This window comes from Shewanella xiamenensis (genome assembly GCF_014647135.1).
Lineage (GTDB): Bacteria > Pseudomonadota > Gammaproteobacteria > Enterobacterales > Shewanellaceae > Shewanella > Shewanella xiamenensis.
This window is the reverse complement of record NZ_BMOP01000015.1, coordinates 60,514-82,935: the sequence shown is the minus strand read 5'-3', so window position 1 is coordinate 82,935 and position 22,422 is coordinate 60,514. Positions and strand designations below refer to the sequence as shown.

Here is a 22,422-nt window from a genome sequence, read left to right as displayed (position 1 = left end):
GGTGGAGTTTTAGGTGCAACTGCGAACAAAATTAATCATCTATTCAACCATTTGTTGCGCCTTAGGAGTGCTATTGACCCTAGGTGCTGTAAGCTATCGCCCGTCTATCTCGTCAGTTGAAGTGCCAGCTCCGATCAAGCTCCCCGATATAACTATACCGCCCTTAGATATAGATAAGCTGCAAGAGACTGTCGAGGCGGCGATAAAAAATAACGAGCAATTACAACAAACTCTGCCATTGCAGGAGCGTTTAAGGGCCGAGCAGATTAAGCATGAGCTGCAAAAGTTAGAGCAGCTCAAGCAAGAACAATTGCAAATTAAGCTTTTTAAACTCGAGCAGCTTAAAGAGGGGCTTTTTAGTCCTTCAGTCCATCCTGAGGTGCCCCCCATAGCGCCACCCGCTGAATCTATCTCACTACCTAAGTTGAAGTTAGAACACGAGGCTATGTCCACACCGCCAATCACTGAATGGCTATTCATATTACTGTTTGCCTGCGGAATCTGTGCCTTAGGTGTGGCTTGGTTTACCCGCCATTTAGCTCGTAGCCTCAATGCCTTAGAGGTTGGTTTACTCAACTTTAATGACAATGACTTTAGTGTCAGCATTCCAGCAAATGGTGAGGGGCAGTTGAAAGCATTGGCTGAGTTATTCAATGATTCGGCGGCTAAGCTGCGCCAAGAACGGCAATACATTTACCAGCGCGAATTGCTATTGGATAAGGTGATTCAAAGCTCTCCGAATGTGATGCTGCTGTTTAACGACCATCAAAAACTCATGTATGCCAACGATGCGGCGCGGCATCTTTTCCATATTAAAGGCAAAATGGAAGGCTTGAGCCTCGACGAGTTGCTGCAAGACTTACCCGAAGCGCTTGCCTTGGCGCTTAAGCAGGAAAAGAGCGGCCTATTTACTATGGGTGAGGATGATACTGAGACTTGGTATCTGAGTCGCGGCCAATTTTTGCTGAATAACCAACAGCATAATTTAATCTTGCTTAAGCAGATGACCCGAGAGCTTAATCGTCAGGAAGTGGCGGTGTGGAAGAAGGTGATCCGTATTATCAGCCATGAGCTAAATAATTCTGTCGCGCCCATTGCTTCAATGGTGAACTCGGGGCGTTTACTCACGAAAGATCTCGATAATCCAAAGCTTAAGCTGATATTCGACACTATAGAGAGTCGCACGAATCACCTGAGTCAGTTTATTTTCAACTATGCTCGCTTTGCTAAACTGCCTTTACCGCAGCGACGTCAAGTCGCGTGGCAGCAGCTTATCGAACATTTAACCCAGCATTATCCTTTTACCTTAGCCAATGAATTACCCGCTGAAATGGGCTATTTCGATCAAGGACAAATGGAGCAAGTTCTGCTAAACCTGCTGAAAAATGCCCATGAATCAGGTTCTAATCCCGATGAGGTCACGCTTACCATTCGCTTTCAAACGCTGGTTGATGGCACAGGCTTTATTATCAAGATCGAGGATCGTGGTAGTGGCATGTCCGAGGAAGTGTTAGAGCAAGCCCTATTGCCCTTTTACTCAACCAAGCAATCGGGCACGGGCTTAGGCTTACCACTTTGCCGCGAAATCATTGAGGCCCATGAAGGCAGCATTAGTATGCATAATCGCACCGATGGCGGGCTGTCAGTACAACTCTGGTTACCGCAATAATCTGCGTTTGAGAGTGTATCAAGAGTTTTCATTGCTCATTCTAACGTATTACCCAAATGGGCTATTTTGCGGTTTTTACCTTAGCTTTTTGGGCTAATTTAGGTCTCAGTCTAATGACTAGCGATCTTTAATCCTGTTAACCTTCCTTTAATAAAAATAAGCGTGAAATGTTACATGCACAACATGGCAAAGTGTGCATTTTACGCTGTCGCTGTATCTGAAGTTTTGAGCATTGTAGGTAAGGAGGGACCTGTGAAATCGTTAATTCAGCGGTTGTTGTTCAGTATTTTGTGTCCATTCTTGTTTATAAGCGCTCCTGGCGCGTTAGCCGATGATGATATTGAAATCAGTGGGCTTGTGATAGATAGAACCTTAACGCGTTTTGGTAAGGATTTTGGGTTTTACTATTCAAGTTATTGGCGCGAATTGCCGTTTACTCAAGGGTTTAACGTGACCTTGTATGAGACGGTGTTTCCGCAGGCCGGAACCGTTTTAACCTTAGAAGTGAATGGAACTCGTATTTATACCACGCACTTTGGTCGTCGGGCGAACCCGATTAAGGAGAGCGCAGAGCAGGCTATTTTGTTGACGATTGATTACTTAGCTCAAGTCAGGGCTAATGCGATTACGGGTGATTTTTCAGGAACATCGGACGATTTGTAGGATAACAATAATGACATTCAGGACGTTACTTTCTCTTGCTGTGTTTTGCATAGCTCACACCAGCCAAGCAACCGAATTAATCTATACCCCCGTCAACCCAAGCTTTGGGGGCAATCCTGCGAATGGCTCCTTTTTACTCAATAAAGCGCAGGCTCAAAACGATAATAAAGCCAGCTCGACCGAGAAGGACTTTGTTACCCGTTTTAAGGAGTCATTGGAACGTAACATCATTAACTCCATCACTCGCGGCGTTGCTGATGGTGAGATCAAAGATGGGGTGTACGATACTGGCGATTTTCGTATCGAAGTCGCCTCTACTGGCACCGGAGTGATGTTAACCATCACTAACATCGAAACCGGCGAAGTGACGGTGATTGAAATGCCAACTTTTGGAGGCGGAAACTAATGGCACGTTCCATCTTTATCGCTTCTATGCTGCTGAGTATGTCCGCCTGTAGCTTGATCCCCAAGCCTGACTTAAATATTACTCCTGCTCAAGTTAATCCAATGAGTGAGGTGATGAAGGAGCTACAGAGTCAGCCTGGGCCAAAATTTCCGATCCCAGTTGCGGTATATTCATTCCGAGACCAAACCGGGCAATATAAACCTCAAGCTAACGTCAGCTCATTTTCAACTGCGGTCACTCAAGGGGCAACATCGATGCTGATGCAAACCTTGATTGACTCTAAATGGTTTACGCCCGTTGAGCGTGAAGGCCTGCAAAATTTATTAACCGAGCGCAAGATCAGTAATAAGCAAAACGGCTCAAAGGGCGATGATATCCCCGTGTTATCGACGGCGAGATTGCTATTAGAAGGTGGCATTATCAGTTACGAGACCAACACCAGTACAGGCGGTACAGGGGTTGAGTATTATGGTATCGGCGCCTCGGAAATGTACCGTGAGGATTTAGTGACTATCTATCTGCGCGCTGTCGATGTACACACGGGCAAAGTGATGATGTCTGTATCTACGAGTAAAAGGGTACTTTCGCAGGAAATGCGTGCAGGCCTGTTCCGTTATACCAGTTTGAATCGTTTGGCCGAAGCCGAAGTCGGTTTTACCACCAATGAACCAGTGCAGTTTTGTGTACTACAAGCCATTGAGTTAGCAGTCGCTGAGCTTATCGAAAAGGGTGTAAAACAAGGTTATTGGAGTGCTTCGCAGTTGTCGCAACCTATAGAAAAACAACCTGAATTAAGCCAAAGCTGATTATACTAATCGTATTAAATATCTGTTCATTCAGTTAAACATCGCCACAATCGAGCCAGATATAAGTCTGGCTCGATTGCTTTTAGGTTTAGTCGGCCCGTAACGCCTTCCAAAACAGCGCAAAGCTGGCATCACGATAATGTTTATCTCTGCCCAATTCGGGGTTATCGATAAAAAATCGCGTGGCTGCTAAGTATTGTCCGTGGCAATTTTCAAGCATTAATTCAATGGGATAGTGGGCAATTAATCCCATTAGCTGCCCTTTTTTTATCAACTGGGCGATAAACCCTAAGATGCTATTCATTGCTTGTTCGCGGATAGAAGCCGCAATCATAGGTGACATTGAATATTGCTGAAAAAATAATTGCTTGATTGGATTATCAATCGACCAGTCAATCGCGCTCTGCCAGAGGATTTCTGCATGCTCTTTAAGATCGCTCCCTTCTTTGATATTTAACAATAATGCATTAGCAAACTCTTGTTTAATCGTGAGAAACAAGCTTTCCATCAACATTTCTTTGGTTGGGAAATGATGAAACAGTGTGCCTGTCGCTACGCCAGCCTGCTTGGCAATTGAAGCGGTCGAGGTGGCATGAAAGCCTTGGCTGACAAATAACGATAAGGCGGTATCGAGTATCGCCTGACGTTTATCTGTCATTGGCTTAGTATCTGTATCTGTTGGTAATAAGCTCGACATAACCACTCCTAAGCGGCCCGTATTAGCGTAAAAACAGCTTCATCAACATACGTTGGATAAAAGTGCCATAGGGAGGATGGACAAACTTACCCGTGTTGAAGCTACCACGGCTCAGCACGGTTTTGGCGTGGCTAAAGGTGAGGAATCCTTCTTTACCATGGTAATGCCCCATACCTGATGGGCCTATGCCGCCAAAGGGCGCATCATCGGCTGCTACGTGGAATACCGTTTCATTGATACAAACACCGCCAGAGTGAGTTTGCTTGAGGATTTTTTGTTGGCTCGCTTCATCAAAACTCATCACATAGAGTGCTAAGGGTCTGGCACGACGGTTTACGTAGCTAATGGCTTCATCTAAAGAGTCGTAACCGATAACGGGTAATAGCGGCCCAAAGATTTCCTCTTGCATCAATAGCATATCTTCAGTGGTATTAGTAATCAGCTGAGTGGCGAGTTTACGATTCTGGCTGTCTATTGCTTCATTTGAGGCAGAGATAATCTTGGCACCTTTGGTTTTGGCATCCTCAAGTACAGCCAATAAACGATCAAATTGGCGGGCATTAATAATGCTGCCGTAGTCCTTATTTTGGGCAATTGCGCCGTACATGGCTTGGAATTTTGCTTGATAGGCTTGAATAAAATCGCTCACTTTAGCGTTAGGGCAAAGCACATAATCAGGCGCTACACAGATTTGTCCAGCATTCAAACACTTACCATAAATCATTCGTTCTACCGCTATCTCTAGTGGTATATCGGGGGCGATAATTACTGGCGATTTACCTCCGAGTTCAAGGGTAACGGGGGTGAGATTATTGGCCGCGGCGCGCATCACATGGCGGCCAACCGTGGTTGAACCAGTAAATAGGAGATGATCGAAGGGCAGTGCTGAAAACTGCGCCGCGACATCAGCTTCACCTTCTACAACGGCAACATGGGATTCATCAAATACTTCGGCGAGCAATTGTTTGATAACGCTGTTGGTTGCTGGAGTAAATTCCGAAAGTTTGAGCATGGCATGGTTGCCCGCAGCAATCGCCGTGACTAATGGCCCAATGGAGAGCATGACGGGGAAGTTCCAAGGCACGATTATCCCAATAACGCCTAGTGGCTGATAATGCACTTTGACTTGGGCGGGGGCGAGTAAGATGCCCGCATGGCGGCGGCTTGGCTTGAGCCATTTTTTGAGGTTTTTCAAGCTGTAATTGATGTTATTGACCACAGGCATAATGTCGGAAATCAGACTGTCGTCGACCGAACGATGGCCATAGTCCTGTGATAACGCCTCGACTAGCGGCTGCTGATAACTGAGTAAGGCAGCCTTTAGACGCATTAGACGCTCTTTGCGGATGGCGTAATCAGGGTTGGGCGCGGCTAAGTAACTTGCACGCTGACGTTGGAGTAACTCGGTTAACGGCGAGATTGTTGCTGGGTCTGTTGCCATGTTCATCGTGATCCCTTGAGTGCAAGTCTTAAAAAATAAAGCCGTTTGTTGTTCAATACACAAACCGACTGATTAGTCGGTTTATCCTAGCGGTTAGCGTGATTTTGCGCAAGCATACTGATGCATTTATGAGCAAGATCACGGCCTGATAGAGACTTAGCTTTTACACTTAACAGGACATTTGTTAGACAAGGAGTATGTATGACTTTGTTAAAGCATGGAATTTCAGTTGGGATCGAGCGTTATGGTGATGATGACTTTTTTGTTGCCTTTAAAGCTATTGGTACCTTAACTCATCAAGATTATGAGGTGATGGTACCCGTGCTCGAAGCCGCGTTAGCTGGGGTGAAAGATCCCGATATTTATGCCTTAGTCGATGTGACTGAGCTTGAAGGTTGGGAACTTCAAGCCGCTTGGGATGATCTAAAACTAGGGGTTAAGCATGTTCGCCACTTTGAACGGATTGCTATTGTCGGTAAAACGACTCTACAGGAAGTGATGGCAAAGCTGGCAAACTGGTTTACTCCGGCCGAGGTTAAGTTTTTTGTCGACAAACTGGATGCCATTACTTGGCTCAAAGATGAGCTTCACGATGACTAGCCATTAAGGAGAACAGATTATGCGTTCAGGTCAAATACTCTGGCCCACAGATTTTTCGGAAACTGCGGCCCATGCGCTACGTTATGCTATTGAAATGGCAAATCTATACCATGTAGGGCTAAAGATTTTACACGTTGTTGAGCAACCTATTGGTGATGAAAACTTTATGATTTTAGCGATTACCCCTGAGGAGCTCGCTAAAAGCATGGAGGAGGCCGCAGCAACTAAAATGCAGGCGTTACTCGAGGGACTCAAGACCGAATTACCGATTACCACCCTTATCCGCCGCGGCGACCCCGTCGATCAAATCCTCGAGGAGGCGAATGGTAAGGATGTGGGTATGGTGGTTATTGCTAGCCATGGACGAACCGGAATTTCGCACTTTTTACATACGAATGTTGCCGAAGCTGTTGCCAATGGCGCGGCATGCCCTGTATTGGTCGTGAAATAGTCTGTATTGGGTAGATTACAGGGCGCTAAGGCGCCCTTTGTTTTTGATTGCTAAAGCATAATTAATTTTACGGCCTAGCTGCTTGTCCCGATTTACTGCGATAAAATACAGATTATAAGCAATGCCATTTGCCCTAATATTGGGCACAACAACCTAAGTGATGGATAAAATTATGCGTACTCAAGAAGTGTTATGCCCTACGGATTTTTCGGCAACTGCCGCCCATGCGCTTAATTATGCGGTTGAAATGGCTAATCTATATCACGTAGATATCCGTTTGCTGCATGTCGTCAGCCCTGCAAGAAGTGCCCATTGTTATGGTATTGCGGTAGATACTCCCGCGACACTTGAGCAACAGTTAGCCGAGTTTGTGGAGACAAAAATGCAGAGTCTACAGCTGCAAATGCAGCAGGGATTAGCGGCTGGACTAAAGATTAAATGTATTGTTCGTCATGGTGATGCGAGCGAAGAGATTTTAGCTGAGTCAGCCGATGCGGGTATGATTGTGATTGCAAGCCATGGCAGCAGCGGCTTAGTGGATTTTTTAAAGCACCATGTGAGTCAAGATGTTGTTAGATTGGCGAAATGCCCAGTATTAGTAGTTAAGTAGTTAACTTATAAAGGATCTTGCTTAAGTTTTGATTGTTCCACAATGGTATTTGAGGCTTCAGCTTCATTCTCTAGGGACATGAGTTGCCGATATTTTTCTTGTAAGGCGATCAGTGTCCCATCTTCGGTAATTTGTTTTAATCCAAGGTTAAAGTCGTCACGGATTTGCTCGCTTAAAAACGCAAATTTATACTCAGTCGGTGGAAAAATGCGATGACATACCGCCACCTGTTTACTCTCTACTTCGGTGAGTTTTCCCTCAATAAATGCCTGTCTAAGATAGTAAGTGAAAATGTTCTTATCCATAACCACTACATCAGCCCTGTGTTTCATCAGCATGTAAACCTGCTGTATTTGCCGAGCTTGTTCTTGGTAACTAGGATTAGCTTTAGTCATTTGAGTAAATTCATCACCTAAGAAGCTTGCTGCACGTTGAAAGGAAACGACTTTTTTATCCGTTAAGTCTTTAATACTATTAATCGAAAAGTTATTTTTCTCTAGGCTGATTGCGCAATTTTGATAACGAATCGCCACATTAGAGTAGAAAACGTTTTCGATCATGCCTTCTTTTACGTTGATTATGCCGTCAAGTTTGCCCTCCCTAAGTTCATGGAAAGTGCGTGCTAAAGGCAAATATTCAATATTGGCGGTATGCCCTTTGACTGCAAGTGCTTGATACAGCAAATCGAGTTCTAGGCCGCTATCAGATTCTTGGATGACATAGGGAGGAATGGAGAGGCTCACGCCAATTTTCAGTTCCGCCGCTTGGATTAATTGGGGATACAATAATGCAATTACTGCTAGCAATGGGTAGCGAATACAGGTCATTCTAGAGACGCAGGAAATATGGTTAGTTTGTTTCATTACGCACTGTTACCTTTCACACCATTGGCCATCTCATGATGCCCAGAGTTGTCCCCTGACATATCATTGTAAGTGTAGTTTGTTAATCTACAGCCACAGTTATTTTTATCTGAATAAAGCTTGTTTATATTCAAAATGACGAGTCCGGCTGGCGTAAAAAAGCGATTTCTTCTGCTGTCGACTCTCTAGCTAATATTTTGTTTCTATGAGGATAACGACCGAATCTGTCGATAATAGCCTTGTGTTTTAGTTCAAATTCGAGATTAGCGATTGCAGCCTCTCGATTGAACAATTTTACAGCAACTTGATGGATGGCAGGGGATTCGCTATGCATAAAAGGCATAAACAAAAAGGGTACTTGTTTGGGAGAAAGCTCCTTATCAATTTGGAGTGCAACAGCCTCTTGGGCAAGGACCAGCGCAATGGTGTCGGCCTCAAACGCTGCTGGCGTGTCGCGATAGATATTTCGCGAGAATTGATCCAGTACGATGATTTCGGCTAAACGACCTTGAGGTGTCACGCGCCAATGCGCAAGCTCACCGCGCTTGGCTTGTTTTAATAGGTCTTCAAAGCGAGATTGGATTTGTGCATCGAATGTTGGGTCTTTTATCCACCAAGATTGAGGTGAGATTTCCTCAAACCAGAAATGTAGCACTTGCTGTGCGGTCATCATTTGGCCCATCGTTGGCTCTCCCATTGATTAATCTTTTTTACAAATAACAGTGATGGAGAGCTTATACAAGCAAATGCGAAAATGTATCTGTGGGAACAGATGTCAAACGGGTCAATTTGCTCGAATAATTTGAATGGAGGCTATTTCTTATTCACTGAATATCAAGTAGTTTTATATTCACTTGGTCAATATTTGGATTGATTTTTTATGCCCCTCGAATCTGCTACTCAGTCAATATCGAAACAACATAAGGCGTTTTTACGTAAGCTATATTTAGCGCATTTAATGGACGATGATCGGCATAACTTGTTATCACTCAATAAGTTGACTGGAATGCCGAGGCGAACGTTGCAGGATGCTATCGCCGCGTTTGAAGATATCGGTATTCGCGTCGAATTTGTGCAAGATGGCAGTCGAAACAATGCAGGTTATTATCGCATTTTGACCTGGGGGCCAATTAGCAGTGCGTGGGTTGATACACATTTCGAGGAAATTGCCTCAATTATCGGTATCAGTCCATTAAGTGAATCCGTGGCGTGAAAGAACGCGGATTTTGGTTTGATACCGAAGTTAAATTAAGTCAAAGAACTATTTTACCTGCGCTACAACATGATATTGCCGCAGACATCGCCATTATTGGCGCGGGCTATTCAGGACTATGGACGGCCTATTATCTTAAGCAATACCAGCCCAATTTATCCGTGGTGATTCTTGAGGCTGACACCATTGGCCAAGGCGCTTCGGGGCGAAATGGCGGTTGGTTGATGGGCGGTTTTAGTGGCGATGTAGCCTATCTTAATAAGCTTCAAGGTGAGTCGCGCTTAATAGCAAAAGCCTTGATCCAACAAACTATTGCTGAAGTTGCCGCAGTTTGCGCCAAGCATCATATCGACTGTGATTTACACCATGGCGGCAATTTACGGGTGGCCGCCCGTTATCCTGAGCAATTAGCTAATATTCAAGCCGAATTAGCACAGTGGCGCGCAGATGGCTTTGGTGAAGAAGATATTCGTTGGCTAGATAAAACTGAACTCGATAAACAAGTCTCCATGGCCTACGGCCAAGCGGCGCTTTTTACGCCCCATTGTGCGCGAATACATCCGGCGAAACTCGTCTGTGGTTTGGCTGATCTGGTGCAAAGTTTAGGGGTGAAGATCTACGAGCATACCCCAGTAAATCACATGGCGTATCTCGGTGATGCGCAAACCCAATTACAGACGCCACAAGGAAATGTTCGTGCGGCGATTTTGGTGCCCGCCGTTGAAGGCTATCTTCGCCAATTGGGTGAATTGGGTCGATTTACCTTACCAGTTCAGAGTTTACTGATCGCCACTGAGCCGTTAACGAATGAAATGTGGCAGGACATTGGTTTAGCTAATCGCGCGACCTTTAGTGATGCTAGCCGCATCGTTACCTATGGTCAGCGAAGTCCTGATAACCGTTTGATATTTGGCGCCCGTGGCGGCTACGGATTTGGCGCTAAAGTGCGGACTGAATTTGGATTTAATCCGGAGTGCTTTAATACTCAATCTCCCGCTAGCCATCCTCAATCGGCTTTTAAAGGGGAATTTGGTTTTCGCTATCAGCTATTGTTGGCGTTATTTCCGCAATTGGCGGATGTGCAAATTACTCATGGTTGGGGCGGTACCTTAGCCTTAGCACGGCAGTTTGCGCCCCACGCTATTTACGATAAAAATGTAGGATTGGGGCTTATTGGTGGTTACGGCGGCGAAGGTGTTGGGGCTGCCAATCTTTTTGCCCGCACGCTGGTGGACTTGATCTTAGCGCGTGATACGCCGCTTACCACTATGCCTTGGGCGTTTAATGCCCCGGTTCAGCAAGTATTAACGCCTTGGGAACCTGAACCTTTGCCGTGGCTCGCTTATCATGGCATGAACAAGATTTTTGCATGGGAAGATAGGCTTTACAGCCGTCCAAAGAGTGCAGCTTGGCAAAAAGGCTTAGCCAAGCGGCTTGCGAATCGATTAGAAGGCTTAATGAGTTAATCTACTTATAAACCAGAGGGTTAATCAGTAAACCAGAGAGTTAATCAGGCCATTACCGAGTCATTTTTATTCATACACGATCTATTCATACACGATAACTACTTTGATGATCCGAATATGTTAACCGAACAGTTTTTCCTACAGGGCCGCGTTAAGCTTGAGACGATTCCCCACGAAATGCGCATGTCCCATTGGGTGTACGCGCCCAGATTAACCGATATGAAAAGCGGGCAAGTGCTGCTCGATCTTATCGGCCAATGCTGGGATTGTCAGTCTGCTATTGAGCGGGATAACGCGCTTTGCCTAACTCTCGATGGCTACCCCGATAGAGCCAACTGGCTTGAGTTGGCCTTTTTGCCCGATACGGGGCGAGTCCAGCTAAGGGCTGGCAATATCGACGCTAAGGCACTAACAATACAAGAGTTTCTACCACAGGAACTAACTGGCTACTTTGATACGATACGCGCGAATCTCCCCCGTTAAAGGAAGATATATGCCCCAAAACCCAGCCAGCTAAGGACTAACAGGGCGATGGCAGCCCAAGCAATGGGAGTAAATTGAGTCTGTGGCAGCGAAAAATCTTCGCCATCATCCATCTCGCCAGCCGCGCTTACTTGTTGGTTTTTTGCCCTTAACTGTTGCTTTCTCTGTTTATCCCGCTCGCGAGCTTTAGCTTTTTGCAGTTTTTTATATTCGGCAATGCCCTTTTCAATCCCCTGGGCAATCAGTTTAGTTTGTTCTTTGGTTTGTCCTGGTTTTTGAGTGGCCTTCGCCATGGCTAAGGCATCTTGCTGGGTTTCGGTTGAGATAGTGGTTTTCATCTGTTCACACTGTGACTTTAGGTGTCTATTGCAGCGATTATACCCACAACTGTGCCGCTAAAGGCGCTAGTGAAGTCAATTTTGCATTAAAAAATCAATGGGTAACCACCCTGTGGTGCAGGAATAAACTCAGGTTCGTAATCCCACACTTGGCGAATTATATCAATCGATAATGCGTCGTTAGGTGTACCTTCACTGACGATTTCACCCTGTTTGAGGACGATAACTCTGTCGCTGTAACGGGCTGCCTGATTGAGGTCGTGCAGTACCACAATCACAGTGTAGGCGTGCTTGTGGGCGAGATTTTTTGCTAGCGCTAATACTTTGTGTTGCTGCGCCAGATCCAGTGCTGAGGTTGGCTCATCTAACAGTAAAATCGGCGGGAAGGGGGATTGGCTTAACTGCGTTAACACCCTCGCCAGTTGCACCCTTTGTTTTTCTCCCCCAGAAAGCGTGGGGTAACTGCGTCGGGCTAAATGCAATACACCCACTTCGGCAAGCCATTTTGTGACTAACTGCTGGCCTTCTTTTTGACTCAAGGTTAAGGGATAAAGCCCCATTGCCACCACTTCATCCACGGTAAAGGGGAAGGTTAAGCTGGCATGTTGAGGCAGAACGGCGAGGGATTTTGCCAGTTCAGCCCTTGGCCAATCCACCAGTTGGCAGTGGCCAAGCTTGATGCTGCCTTGCGCAGTGGGGATCTCTTGGCACAGTGCCTTTAACAGTGTGGATTTGCCTGCCCCATTAGGCCCTAAAAGTGCGGTGACACTGCCCGGTTGAAATTGCACGCGAATGTTGTTCAACACCGCCTTATCGCCGATAGCGTAGCTGAGCCTATCCACGGTTAATTGGGTACGTTCAAAATGTTGTTTAGCGACGGGCGCAGCCGATAAGCTCATAGCCATGAAGTTCTCGTTTAGATTAATTTGCTGCGTTGTTGCAGGAGTAAAAAGATAAAGAATGGCGCACCGATAAGCGCTGTGACTAAGCCGACAGGTAATTCGGCGGGGGGTAAAAATGCCCGCGCACCTATGTCAGCTAAGGCTAAAAGCGCAGCGCCCAAGAGGGCGCTCATGGGTAAAAGTCGTTTATGATCTGGCCCCAAAATCATCCGCACTAAATGGGGAACCACTAGACCAATAAAACCGATAATCCCTGTTGCGGCCACACTTACGCCTACGCCTAATGCACAGAGTAGGATGAGTCTTAACTTAAGACGGTCGACATCAATCCCTAAATGTCTGGCTTCAGCTTCACCCAGTAGCAGGGCATTAAGTGCCATGGCATCACGCTGAAAACGCCAACTCAGCAGCACTAATACCAGTAAACACAGGCCGACATATTGCCATTGAGCTCCGGCAATACTGCCCATTTGCCAAAGGGTTAAGTCACGTAATGCCATATCATTAGCGAGATAAGTCAGTACGCCTATGCCCGCTCCTGCTAGCGCTGCAATCGCCACACCGGAAAGCAGCAATAACACCACTGATGTGCCTAAACCGTTACTCGCCAGACGATAAACGATCAGGGTTGTGGCTAACCCACAGAGAAAGGCGCCAAGGGAAATCATAAAAGATCCCACGTCGGGAAATAACACGATACAGATGGCCGCACCTAATGCGGCTCCCGATGACACCCCGATAATACCTGGGTCTGCCAGTGGATTACGGAATAATCCCTGCATCACAGCGCCACATTGAGCAAGAATTGCGCCTACCGTAAGGGCTAACAAGGTCCTGGGTAGACGCACGTTACTTACCACCAGTTGCTCATGGGGTGCAAGATTGCCAATGCTTTGCTGGGTTGCCCAATTAAATACCGCACTGAGGGAGTCCATAAGACTAATGCTTACAGGACCTACACTCACCGAGAGTATACTGCTCAGGATGAGGAGCATCATCATTGTGGGCCAAAGCCAGCGATACTGTAACATGGTTATTTTCCCGCCGTTTTACCTTGAGTGAGTAGGGTATCTGCAAGCGTTTCGGCAGCACCAATGGCGCTAATACCTAAACCTCCCAGTAAAGCTTGCGGGGCAAGGGTTTGGATATGACCATTTTGGCCTGCGGGAGTATGCGCTAGCAGCGGCATCTCCTTCAGTAGTGCTTGCGCGGCTTGTTCATCCGTTTGTGCATCACTCTGCTCGCTGCGGTTAGACAGTAAAATCACATCCGGTTGTAAGGCGAGAATGCCCTCTTGGGACAATGTCTTGTAGCCTTCAAAGTCCGCAATATTCTTTGCGCCCGATAGCGCAATAATGGTATCGGCAGCGGTACCTTTGCCACCGACTCGGGCTCCTCGTCCTTCCTGTAATAACATAAAGAGGATGTTTGGCTGAGCATTATGTTGGCTGAGTTGTTGTTTTTGCTTATTTAATTTATCTAGCCTTTGATGCAACTCCTGCTTTAGCGGGGCAGCTTTGTCTGTTCGATTAAGCGATTGTGCCAGCGTATCGATATTGCTCATTAATTGTTGCTCATCGGCGCTTGAGGGTAATTGAACTACCTTGATATTGGCTTGTTTTAGTACGTTAAGGGTAGTTTCTGGGCCCATGACGTCGGACCCTACAACCAGTGTAGGGCTGAGTGCCATAATGCCTTCAGCGGAAAGCATGCGGTGGTACCCCAGTTTGGCGACAGAGCTTAATTGCTCAGGCACATAGCTGGTGGCATCGACAGCCACTAACTCATCGGCCGCCCCTAACGCCAGCACTAACTCGGTGACCCCCGCTCCTGCGCTCACCAACTTTATGTCCTGAGTTGCACTCCAAGCATTAAATGAAAAGAGTGCTGTGACTGCGGGGAGTAGACACAACCATTTATTGAATGTATTGCTATCGGTCGGTTGACTGAGTTTATTAAATCTATAACGCACAGCTTGAAACAACATGGGTAAACTCCTGATCCATCTAAAAGCAAGGTCGAGGTGTTATCAACCTTGCAGGGTAAACGGGCTAAAACACGATTGAGTTAAGGTTTAGGGTTAATGTTCCATCAAAATTTGGGTTTGATTAATGGCGTTGCCCTGCAAAAGTGCCAGTAGCTGCATTAGCGGTTCAACTGGCGCGGCCTTATCGGCAGCAATAATGACGGTGGCCTGTGGTTGAGCCGTTAACAGCGCTTCAAAGGCTGTACTAAATGCGGTTAAATCAGCAAATTTTTCGCCATTAATCGCCCAGTAGGGTGAAGTCGCCATAATATTGATGGCTATCGATTGCTTATGCTCGAGTGCAGTAATGGCGTTGCTTGGGCTTTGAGGTACATCAACGGGTAAGCTCAGCAAACGGCTATTTGCGGTGAGTAACAGAAACACTAAAACAATAAAAATAATATCAATCAATGCCGTAAGATCGACGCTGGGCAGTGGCTCTAAGGCACTGATCCCTGCTTGGGGTAACGACGTGTGGTGAGTGCTTATCATGGCTGAGACTCAAGAGATGCGGCGTGTGGAGTATTAGGTGTTTGATTAGCCTGATTTCCTAGAGCGAATGCCTGATATAAGTCCTGCTCAAGTGGTAGCTTGTCTACACCGGATAACAATAAGTTAATTTGATTCAGCACATGGCTCGCTTTTAAGCATTGGCTATGCGCCCAGATCCCAAATAAATGGGCGGCGGTAATGGTCGGCACCGCAATGATAAGACCTGCAGCGGTAGTATTCATCGCCAGACCAAGCCCCGCACTGAGTTGCGCAGGAGTGACTGGCCCTTGGGACTGGCCAAGTTGGGCAAACATGTCAATTAATCCAAGTACCGTACCGAGTAACCCCAGTAGCGGACTAATAATCCCTATCACTTGCAAAATCTTAAGGCCCGCTTGCAGCTCCCTTTGTTGTTTATTCAGCCATAGACTGAGTAATTCTTCCCTGAGTGGTTTGGGTTGATGTGCTTGCGCTAACAGCAGTGTTGCGCCACGGGCCAGTAAATCCTGCTGATGGCTGGTTTTAGAGAGTAAAGCTTGAATGTTTTCGCTTGTCGGTTGGGCATCAGAGTGGCGTAGCTCTTTAACCCAAGCTTGTTTTTTTGGGGAGATTGACGCTACGGATTGTTGTAAAAACAGTGCGCTACGCTCAAGGCAAATCATCAAGGCAAGGAATGCACATATCAGCAAAGGCCAGGTGAGTGAACCGAGCTGGCCATGTAGGGTAGAAAAGTCAGTCATAAGCGGTGAGTCTCTATAGTTAGATCTGTTATCAAGCATTCAGCCAAATTCGTTGCAATAGGATTAGCGTGGTTAAGCGATTGCATCGCCACAGGATCAATTTAAGGCGAAGCGAATCGGTACCCTCACCTTGTAATGGCTCGCCAGTTTTGGGCTTGGCGCCTCAAACTGCCAAGTCTCTACCGCCTCTAGTGCCGCTTGATCCAGCAGGCTGACACCAGAGCTTTTGACTAACGTGAGGGCGAGCTGTTGTCCAAATTCGTTAAACATCACTTCAATTGTTGCGGTTCCTTCCAAGCCTTTTTTGCGCGCCATACGCGGGTATGTTGGTTGGGGTGGTTGACTGGCAAAAGTGGGGGATGTGAGTTCAACCACGGTTTGATGAGGCGCCATATTGCTATCCATTGAATTCTGTTGCTCATTCAAGCTTGGTGTTGGTTTGGTTGGCACTAACTCGGCGTGTGGCGCCATTTTTTCTGTGGATTTTAGATTGTCAGTGTTGGCGGTGTAGTGATGCTCCTGCGACTGTTTAGACTTTGGCTGCGCGATGGTTTTTTTATCAATTGATGCAGTAATACTTTGTTTTTGCTCAGTCTTACTTTGAACGTTTTTTTTAGGTGTAGATGTTGTCAGCTTTGGTTGAGCAGTTCGTGTCGATGGTGTAGTAACAGTCTGTACCAATGATGCGTGATGGGTTTTGTTTACAGTGTTACCAGCAGCATCCGATGCCGCAGCTATTTGGGGTTTAGCAAAGTTTAAGGTAACAGGGTTTAAGGTAACACGTTGATGTGATTCACCCTGAATGGTCGGTGAATTGACTATTTTAAGCTGAGCAGGCGTAGGTTGCGAAGCTATAACCCCCGTTTGAATCGCAACAGTTAATGCGCCAAAAGCTAAATATCGTTTTGGTGTCACGGCAAACCTTCCCATTCCCAAAGCATTCACTCATCAATCATTGCTAATTAAGATACACAAATATAAATAAGATCGCAAATGATAATGATTTTCATTTGATCAATTTTATATTCTCAGTTAGAGTGCCTGCAATTGCTAAAGTGAATGCTCAAAAAACTAGCAAAATGCCAAGGTAGGCGAATGACTGTTACGGGTCTTTTTAGATACTAATTGATTAATAAAATTAATAATTTGAGGAAGATAATATGAACAAAAAGCCGTTAGTGATCGCCGTTGCGATGGCACTAAGTAGTACGGCGCTAAGTTTTGCGTTAGCGGCTGAAGAAGGCGTCAAACCCACTGCGGTGCAGAAGAGTGCTGAACAGGGGGTGGTCGAAACTGAATTTGATGAAGTGTTAGTGAGTGCGACGCGTTTGAGTGAGAAAGTGTCTGAAACCAGTCGAAGTGTTGCTGTTGTCGCAGAAGAGCAGCTTAACGTTTCACAGGCCTCATCGGTTGCCGAAGTATTAAAAAACGAAGCGAATATTAACTTAACAAATGGCCCAAGAGCGACCTCTCAGGGCGTCGAAATTCGTGGTTTAAGCGGTGATCGTGTTTTACAAACGATCGATGGTGCGAGGCAAAATACCAGTTCGGGCCATCGCGGTTCCTATTTTATGGACCCTGAACTACTTAAATCTATCGAGGTGATCCGTGGTCCTGCCAGTAGTTTGTGGGGCAGTGGTGCCCTCGGCGGTGTTGTTGCACAAAATACTAAGTCTGCTCAGGATTTTTTAGCGCCAAATGAAACCTTTGGTGGTTATGTCAAGCAAGGCTATGACACCAATGGCGACCGCACTAAAACCAGCGCCGCAGTCTATGGCCAGCAAGCAACAGTCGATTGGTTGCTCAATGGCAGTTATGTTGATTCCAATAATATTAATACCGGCAATGATGAAACCTTAGTCAACAGTGCTTCTTCAGGAAGCAGTGGATTGGCTAAATTCGGCTGGCAGGCTGATGAAGCCTCGCGCTTAGCGTTATCGGCAAGAGTTAACAAGATTAATGAATTGGTGCCAAGTAATCCTTCTGCGGCTGTGAGTAGCTCAGTGCCTTTAGTGCGCCGCAAAACGGACGATCAAAATATCACCCTCAATTACAGCTTAGCGCCAGCCAATAATCCTTATTTGGATACTCATGTGCAGGTTTATTGGAATAGCACAGATTACGATGAAGACCGCGTCACTAAAGGCCAATTAGATAGCACTGAATACCGCACCGTTGGCGTTAATGTGAACAATAGTTCTCAACTCGGTAACACTAAGTTGACCTACGGTGTGGATGGCTATCGCGATACCCTTAAAACCGTTAGAGACGATAAGGGACAGGTTGGGCAGCGTCCTGAGGATATTGATGGCGAAACAACGGTATGGGGAGCTTTTACTCGGGCGGATGTGCAACTGACACAAACGGTAAACCTCGATGCTGCTTTGCGTTATGACAGTTTTAAAAACGAGAGTCATAACCTGAATGCATCTGCTGATGATACTGAGCTATCTCCTTCACTTGGATTAAGTTGGCAAACGCAGCCATGGCTGACCTTAAGTGCGCGCTATGATCAGGCCTTCCGAGCGCCGACGGTGGAGGAAATGTTCTCTAGCGGTACCCATTACTGCATTCCGCCAATACCGGGTTTTTTACCCAAAGGGTTATGTAACACCTTTGCGACGAATCCTGACCTAAAGTCTGAAGTGGCGCGTAATAAAGAGCTTAAAGCTGACTTTCGCTTCAATGACTTAGCGGGTGATGATGAGTTAGCGATTACCTTAAACATCTTCCGTAACGATGTGGACGATTTTATTGTTCAGCAAGTCTCTAATCCATATCGTGGGATTCCAGGACTTGAGCAAACAACCTCGTGGAACAACGTGGAAGACGCTCAATTAACGGGCTTTGAGCTCAGCGGTCGTTATCGCATCGGACAAACGCGTTTAGCGATGAATTATGGTCAAACCCGCGGAGAAGACCGTAACACTGGCGATTATATCGAAGGGATGCCAGCCAATAAGTTTAATGTCGACTTATCCCAAGGCATCATGGAAGGCGATATGAAACTCGGCACCCGAGTGACCTATGTCGCCAGCCAAGCGAATACACCTACAGGCTACAGTGTTGCTAAGTATGACGACTATACCCTGTGGGATGTGTACCTTGCTTGGGAGCCTGCGATGGGCGTGATGTCGGGCCTGAGAGTTGATTTTGCCATTGAAAACATTGGTGATGAGAAATATCAGCAGGCATGGCAAACCTTGTATCAGCCCGGCCGTAATATGAAGCTGTCTGCACGCTACATGTTCTAAACCTTGGGATAGAGGATTTTCGGAATGACCCAAACAGTCGACATTGAAAACACGGATAACGTGCTGAGTCGCCGAGATTCAAATGCTGAAACCCAGCAAATGTTGCGGCAACGATTTGAAACTCAACCAGATTTAATGCCTGCACAATTGGCCAGTGAGTTAGGGATTGCCGAGCTTGAGGTGGTTACCGCCTTACCTAAAGCGCAGCGAGTGTTTTTACCTTTGGCCCATATGTACGAGTTACTACAAAGCTTACCCGAGTGGGGTTCGTTAACCACCATAGTGATGCTTTCGGGCAGTGTATTTGAATTTAAAGGCGATTTTCCCCAAGGAAAATTTGCCCATGGTTACTACAACCTCTACAGCAAAGGGGATGGCTTACATGGCCATCTTAAATTGGATGGCATGCGGGCGATAGCTTTGATCAGCAGACCTTTTATGGGCAGCGAGAGCCATTCCATTAACTTTTTTGGACCTCAGGGGGAAGTGGTATTTAAAGTTTATTTAGGACGTGACAAGCAAAGAGTGCTTTTTCCTGAGCAAGTGCGCCGTTTTAAAGCGCTGGCCGCTACCTTTGCTGATTAACATTGATGAACGTAATTTATTGAGGAAACCAATATGAAGCCTGACATTTCCGAGCAAGAACAGCGTTTAAGGGACAAACTGTTACCTGAAATAGAGGTCTTTAAACAGCAACGTAAAACCTTACAACTCGCCACCGTCGATACCGATGGTCAACCTAATGCCAGTTACGCGCCATTTGCCTTAGCAGACGATGGATTTTACATCTTAGTGAGTGACTTAGCGCGTCACGGCCACAACCTTAAGCAGTCGACCAAAGTGTCTGTCATGCTGGTGGAGGATGAAGCCGAAGCTAAGTCGGTATTCGCCCGTAAACGCCTCACCTTCGACGCTTTGGCTCAAGCGGTTGAGCGGGATACACCCACCTTTAGTAAGGGTGTCAGCTTGTTATCAAAACGCTTTGGCGAAATGTCCGATAATCTCGCGGCACTGACGGACTTTAATCTATATAAGTTAGCGCCCCATCAGGGATTGTATGTCAAAGGTTTTGGCCAGGCCTTTAGTCTGACGGGCAGTGAATTACTCGATGTTAACTGGAAGCGTGATGGCCACCATGGCACACCTAAAGCGCCCGAAGATATGCAGGTAGCTTAAGTGCTTGTAGCGTAAACACTGTGTCTTGAAGACTTATATTTTGAAAATCTGTGCCTTGAGCTTGACCGACTTAAGGCGCAAGCATAAACCCGCTCTCTAGGCGGGTTTATTGTTATATTCCTCAAAGCATTTTGCCTTTATCGTTTGTTATTGCCCGCCTTGCTAATGTCATTTTGTTTATCATGAGGGCTTTCGGGTATGCTCTGTTGATACTCGCATGTGCTAAGGTTGATGAGCATATAAGCCTAAGGATATCAATGGTGAACAAATCGCTAACTGAGCCTACAGAATCGAGTACACTTCCCCCACGATCATTATCAGAGTCCACTATGTCTCACAACGCTGCTAATTCTTCGATTCGCCAACGGGCGGTATTGCCCTGGCTTTGGCAATTTCTTAAGCCCTATCGCCTGCGGGTGGTAGCGGCGATTGTATTTCTGTTGATTGGTTCCTTGGCCTGGCTATCCCTCGGGCAGGGCGTGCGGCTGATGGTGGACGAAGGTTTTATTAAGGATAACGCCCAGCGGCTGAATGAAATTATTCTATTGGTGTTGCTCATCACCGCAGTGAGTGGCACTGCGGTGTTTTGCCGTTTTTATCTGATGACATGGCTTGGGGAGCGTGTCAGTGCTGATATTCGGCTTGCGGTTTATAATCAATTACTTAAATTATCTCCGGCATTTTATGCCAAGGTGCGCACTGGTGAGGTGATTTCGCGTTTTACCGCCGATTCAACCTTACTGCAAACCGTTGTCGGCTCGAGTCTTTCTATGGCACTGCGCTCCGGCGTGACGGTTATTGGTGGGCTGGCGATGATGGGGATCACCAGCGTGAAGATGACACTACTGGTGTTACTGGCCGTGCCTTTGGTGTTGGGGCCTGTCGGTTTCTTTGGCAGAAAGGTGCGCACCTTAGCGCGCGAGAGCCAAGATAGGGTGGCGGATCTCGGTGCCTATGTGGATGAAACTTTGCATGAGATCCACACAGTGCAGGCCTATGGCCATGAGGATAAGGACCGCATTTTATTTAACGGCCGTGTCGAAGATGTGATGACCGCCGCCAGCGGCCGCATTCGTTACCGCGCGCTGCTGATTTCTTCAGTGATGTTCCTCAGTATTGCTGCCATTGCGCTAGTGACTTGGGTCGGCGCCCACGATGTGATGTCGGGTAAGATGACGGGCGGCGAACTCTCAGCCTTTATGTTTTATGCCGTGATGGTGGCAGGCGCGGTTGCGACCATTAGTGAAGTGGTCGGGGAAATCCAACGCGCCTCGGGCGCCGCAGAACGCTTAATCGAATTAGCCGAAACTGAGGTCGATATTCCGGCGCCGCTGGTGCCTAAAACCCTGCCAGATAAAGTATGCGGCGAGCTGCAACTGCAACAACTTAACTTCCATTATCCCGAGCAAACTCAGTTAGTGCTCAGCGACTTAGACCTTGTAATAAATGCCGGCGAGCGGGTGGCTTTGGTCGGCCCGAGTGGTGCCGGCAAGAGCACGCTATTTCAGTTATTACAGCGGTTTTATGTGCCTTCATCGGGCAGTATCTTATTGGATGGGATTGATATTGCTGCGCTTTCACCACAGGATTTGCGGGCGCAGTTTGCGCTGGTGCCGCAGGACTCAGTGATTTTTGCCACCAGTGTGCTGGAAAATGTGCGCTATGGCCGCGTTGATGCCAGCGAGCAGGAAGTGATTGATGCCTGTATTGCGGCCCGTGCCCATGAGTTTATCAGTGAATTTAATGAAGGTTATCAAACCTATTTGGGTGAGCGTGGTGTGCGTTTATCCGGCGGGCAAAAACAACGGATTGCTATTGCGAGGGCCATTTTAGCCGACAGACCCATCCTATTACTCGATGAGGCCACCAGTGCACTCGATGCCTTGAGTGAGCAAAAAGTGAAGCAGGCGCTTGATGAGTTAATGTCGGGTAAAACTACGCTGATCATCGCCCATAGGCTTGCAACCGTAATTAATGCCGATCGAATTATTGTGTTTGATAAGGGGCGAATTGTTGCCAGTGGTAAGCATCAAACTCTAATGCAAACCAATGATCTATATCGCGAGTTTGCCAGTTTGCAGCTGCTAACGGATGAGGTTAACCCATTGAGCGAGTAAGACTTGGAT

25 protein-coding genes are annotated in these 22,422 nt (G+C 46.7%); 14 read left to right on the top strand and 11 right to left on the bottom strand.

The genetic code is table 11. The features are described from left to right. The first annotated feature begins 13 nt into the window (after nucleotides 1-13). From IEY09_RS13750 to IEY09_RS13735, 4 genes are all read left to right on the top strand, one after another. Nucleotides 14-1,669, top strand: a complete 1,656-nt coding sequence (locus IEY09_RS13750; protein WP_188871491.1) for a sensor histidine kinase — start codon at nucleotides 14-16, stop codon at nucleotides 1,667-1,669. Between the two features lie 252 nt (nucleotides 1,670-1,921). Further along, on the top strand, nucleotides 1,922-2,332 hold the full coding sequence (locus tag IEY09_RS13745) for a curli production assembly/transport protein CsgE (RefSeq protein ID WP_037421568.1): 411 nt from the start codon (nucleotides 1,922-1,924) through the stop codon (nucleotides 2,330-2,332). A gap of 10 nt (nucleotides 2,333-2,342) precedes the next feature. Then, on the top strand, nucleotides 2,343-2,738 hold the full coding sequence (locus IEY09_RS13740; protein WP_037421565.1) for a curli assembly protein CsgF: 396 nt from the start codon (nucleotides 2,343-2,345) through the stop codon (nucleotides 2,736-2,738). Beyond that, nucleotides 2,738-3,544: a CsgG/HfaB family protein gene (locus IEY09_RS13735; protein WP_037421563.1), complete on the top strand. Its 807-nt coding sequence runs from the start codon at nucleotides 2,738-2,740 to the stop codon at nucleotides 3,542-3,544. The genes IEY09_RS13740 and IEY09_RS13735 overlap by 1 nt, the downstream gene beginning before the upstream one ends. 88 nt (nucleotides 3,545-3,632) lie before the next feature. On the opposite strand, the gene IEY09_RS13730 is transcribed toward IEY09_RS13735, so the two are convergent. Continuing rightward, nucleotides 3,633-4,241: a TetR/AcrR family transcriptional regulator gene (locus tag IEY09_RS13730; protein WP_188871489.1), complete on the bottom strand. Its 609-nt coding sequence runs from the start codon at nucleotides 4,239-4,241 to the stop codon at nucleotides 3,633-3,635. A 22-nt stretch (nucleotides 4,242-4,263) separates the two neighbouring features. Next, nucleotides 4,264-5,688, bottom strand: a complete 1,425-nt coding sequence (locus tag IEY09_RS13725; protein ID WP_188871487.1) for a coniferyl aldehyde dehydrogenase — start codon at nucleotides 5,686-5,688, stop codon at nucleotides 4,264-4,266. Between the two features lie 195 nt (nucleotides 5,689-5,883). Between IEY09_RS13725 and IEY09_RS13720 the strand changes: the two genes are divergently transcribed. The 3 genes from IEY09_RS13720 to IEY09_RS13710 all read left to right on the top strand — a co-directional run bounded on the left by IEY09_RS13720 (nucleotide 5,884) and on the right by IEY09_RS13710 (nucleotide 7,343). Next, on the top strand, nucleotides 5,884-6,282 hold the full coding sequence (locus IEY09_RS13720) for a SpoIIAA family protein (RefSeq protein WP_037421553.1): 399 nt from the start codon (nucleotides 5,884-5,886) through the stop codon (nucleotides 6,280-6,282). A gap of 19 nt (nucleotides 6,283-6,301) precedes the next feature. Beyond that, nucleotides 6,302-6,733, top strand: a complete 432-nt coding sequence (locus tag IEY09_RS13715; RefSeq protein ID WP_047538365.1) for a universal stress protein — start codon at nucleotides 6,302-6,304, stop codon at nucleotides 6,731-6,733. Between the two features lie 172 nt (nucleotides 6,734-6,905). Next, nucleotides 6,906-7,343: a universal stress protein gene (locus IEY09_RS13710; protein ID WP_088586037.1), complete on the top strand. Its 438-nt coding sequence runs from the start codon at nucleotides 6,906-6,908 to the stop codon at nucleotides 7,341-7,343. Between the two features lie 5 nt (nucleotides 7,344-7,348). On the opposite strand, the gene IEY09_RS13705 is transcribed toward IEY09_RS13710, so the two are convergent. Together IEY09_RS13705 and IEY09_RS13700 are read right to left on the bottom strand one after the other, a co-directional pair. Further along, a complete protein-coding gene (locus IEY09_RS13705; protein ID WP_229777932.1) occupies nucleotides 7,349-8,170 on the bottom strand; it encodes a substrate-binding periplasmic protein in 822 nt (273 codons plus the stop codon). A gap of 166 nt (nucleotides 8,171-8,336) precedes the next feature. Then, nucleotides 8,337-8,888 (bottom strand): DUF924 family protein, encoded by a 552-nt coding sequence (locus tag IEY09_RS13700; RefSeq protein WP_037431586.1) that lies wholly within the window; start codon nucleotides 8,886-8,888, stop codon nucleotides 8,337-8,339. Between the two features lie 198 nt (nucleotides 8,889-9,086). On the opposite strand from IEY09_RS13700, the gene IEY09_RS13695 reads away from it, so the two are divergent. From IEY09_RS13695 to IEY09_RS13685, 3 genes are all read left to right on the top strand, one after another. Continuing rightward, complete coding sequence (locus tag IEY09_RS13695) at nucleotides 9,087-9,419, top strand: winged helix-turn-helix domain-containing protein (RefSeq protein ID WP_088586035.1); 333 nt, start codon at nucleotides 9,087-9,089, stop codon at nucleotides 9,417-9,419. Then, nucleotides 9,416-10,885 carry an NAD(P)/FAD-dependent oxidoreductase gene (locus IEY09_RS13690; RefSeq protein WP_188871485.1) on the top strand — a complete coding sequence of 490 codons (1,470 nt, stop codon included), beginning with the start codon at nucleotides 9,416-9,418 and terminating at the stop codon, nucleotides 10,883-10,885. The genes IEY09_RS13695 and IEY09_RS13690 overlap by 4 nt, the downstream gene beginning before the upstream one ends. 117 nt (nucleotides 10,886-11,002) lie before the next feature. After that, nucleotides 11,003-11,368, top strand: coding sequence for a hypothetical protein (locus IEY09_RS13685; RefSeq protein ID WP_188871483.1), 366 nt, complete (start codon nucleotides 11,003-11,005; stop codon nucleotides 11,366-11,368). Here the strand turns inward: IEY09_RS13685 and IEY09_RS13680 are convergent. From IEY09_RS13680 to IEY09_RS13650, 7 genes are all read right to left on the bottom strand, one after another. After that, on the bottom strand, nucleotides 11,365-11,706 hold the full coding sequence (locus IEY09_RS13680; protein WP_011073471.1) for a DUF2956 domain-containing protein: 342 nt from the start codon (nucleotides 11,704-11,706) through the stop codon (nucleotides 11,365-11,367). The genes IEY09_RS13685 and IEY09_RS13680 overlap by 4 nt on opposite strands. An 86-nt stretch (nucleotides 11,707-11,792) precedes the next feature. Beyond that, nucleotides 11,793-12,611: a heme ABC transporter ATP-binding protein gene (locus IEY09_RS13675; RefSeq protein ID WP_050991314.1), complete on the bottom strand. Its 819-nt coding sequence runs from the start codon at nucleotides 12,609-12,611 to the stop codon at nucleotides 11,793-11,795. 11 nt (nucleotides 12,612-12,622) lie between these two features. Then, complete coding sequence (locus IEY09_RS13670; protein ID WP_037427112.1) at nucleotides 12,623-13,639, bottom strand: FecCD family ABC transporter permease; 1,017 nt, start codon at nucleotides 13,637-13,639, stop codon at nucleotides 12,623-12,625. 2 nt (nucleotides 13,640-13,641) lie between these two features. After that, nucleotides 13,642-14,595, bottom strand: coding sequence for a hemin ABC transporter substrate-binding protein (locus IEY09_RS13665; RefSeq protein ID WP_188871481.1), 954 nt, complete (start codon nucleotides 14,593-14,595; stop codon nucleotides 13,642-13,644). 93 nt (nucleotides 14,596-14,688) lie between these two features. Then, nucleotides 14,689-15,126, bottom strand: coding sequence for an ExbD/TolR family protein (locus tag IEY09_RS13660; protein WP_188871479.1), 438 nt, complete (start codon nucleotides 15,124-15,126; stop codon nucleotides 14,689-14,691). Then, entirely contained in the window at nucleotides 15,123-15,866 is a 744-nt protein-coding gene (locus tag IEY09_RS13655) for a MotA/TolQ/ExbB proton channel family protein (RefSeq protein WP_229777920.1), read from the bottom strand. The genes IEY09_RS13660 and IEY09_RS13655 overlap by 4 nt, the downstream gene beginning before the upstream one ends. Before the next feature lie 96 nt (nucleotides 15,867-15,962). Continuing rightward, on the bottom strand, nucleotides 15,963-16,781 hold the full coding sequence (locus tag IEY09_RS13650) for an energy transducer TonB (protein ID WP_188871475.1): 819 nt from the start codon (nucleotides 16,779-16,781) through the stop codon (nucleotides 15,963-15,965). 245 nt (nucleotides 16,782-17,026) lie between these two features. Here IEY09_RS13650 and IEY09_RS13645 point away from each other — a divergent pair, with 245 nt between their 5' ends. The 4 genes from IEY09_RS13645 (at nucleotide 17,027) to IEY09_RS13630 (ending at nucleotide 22,413) form a co-directional block, all read left to right on the top strand. Then, nucleotides 17,027-19,120, top strand: a complete 2,094-nt coding sequence (locus tag IEY09_RS13645; RefSeq protein ID WP_188871473.1) for a TonB-dependent hemoglobin/transferrin/lactoferrin family receptor — start codon at nucleotides 17,027-17,029, stop codon at nucleotides 19,118-19,120. 99 nt (nucleotides 19,121-19,219) lie between these two features. After that, nucleotides 19,220-19,705 (top strand): heme utilization cystosolic carrier protein HutX, encoded by a 486-nt coding sequence (hutX, locus tag IEY09_RS13640; protein WP_372841889.1) that lies wholly within the window; start codon nucleotides 19,220-19,222, stop codon nucleotides 19,703-19,705. Nucleotides 19,706-19,738: 33 nt separating this feature from the next. Then, on the top strand, nucleotides 19,739-20,296 hold the full coding sequence (gene hutZ, locus IEY09_RS13635) for a heme utilization protein HutZ (protein WP_037421506.1): 558 nt from the start codon (nucleotides 19,739-19,741) through the stop codon (nucleotides 20,294-20,296). A gap of 329 nt (nucleotides 20,297-20,625) precedes the next feature. Beyond that, nucleotides 20,626-22,413 carry an ABC transporter ATP-binding protein/permease gene (locus tag IEY09_RS13630; protein ID WP_188871470.1) on the top strand — a complete coding sequence of 596 codons (1,788 nt, stop codon included), beginning with the start codon at nucleotides 20,626-20,628 and terminating at the stop codon, nucleotides 22,411-22,413. Nucleotides 22,414-22,422 lie beyond the last annotated feature (9 nt).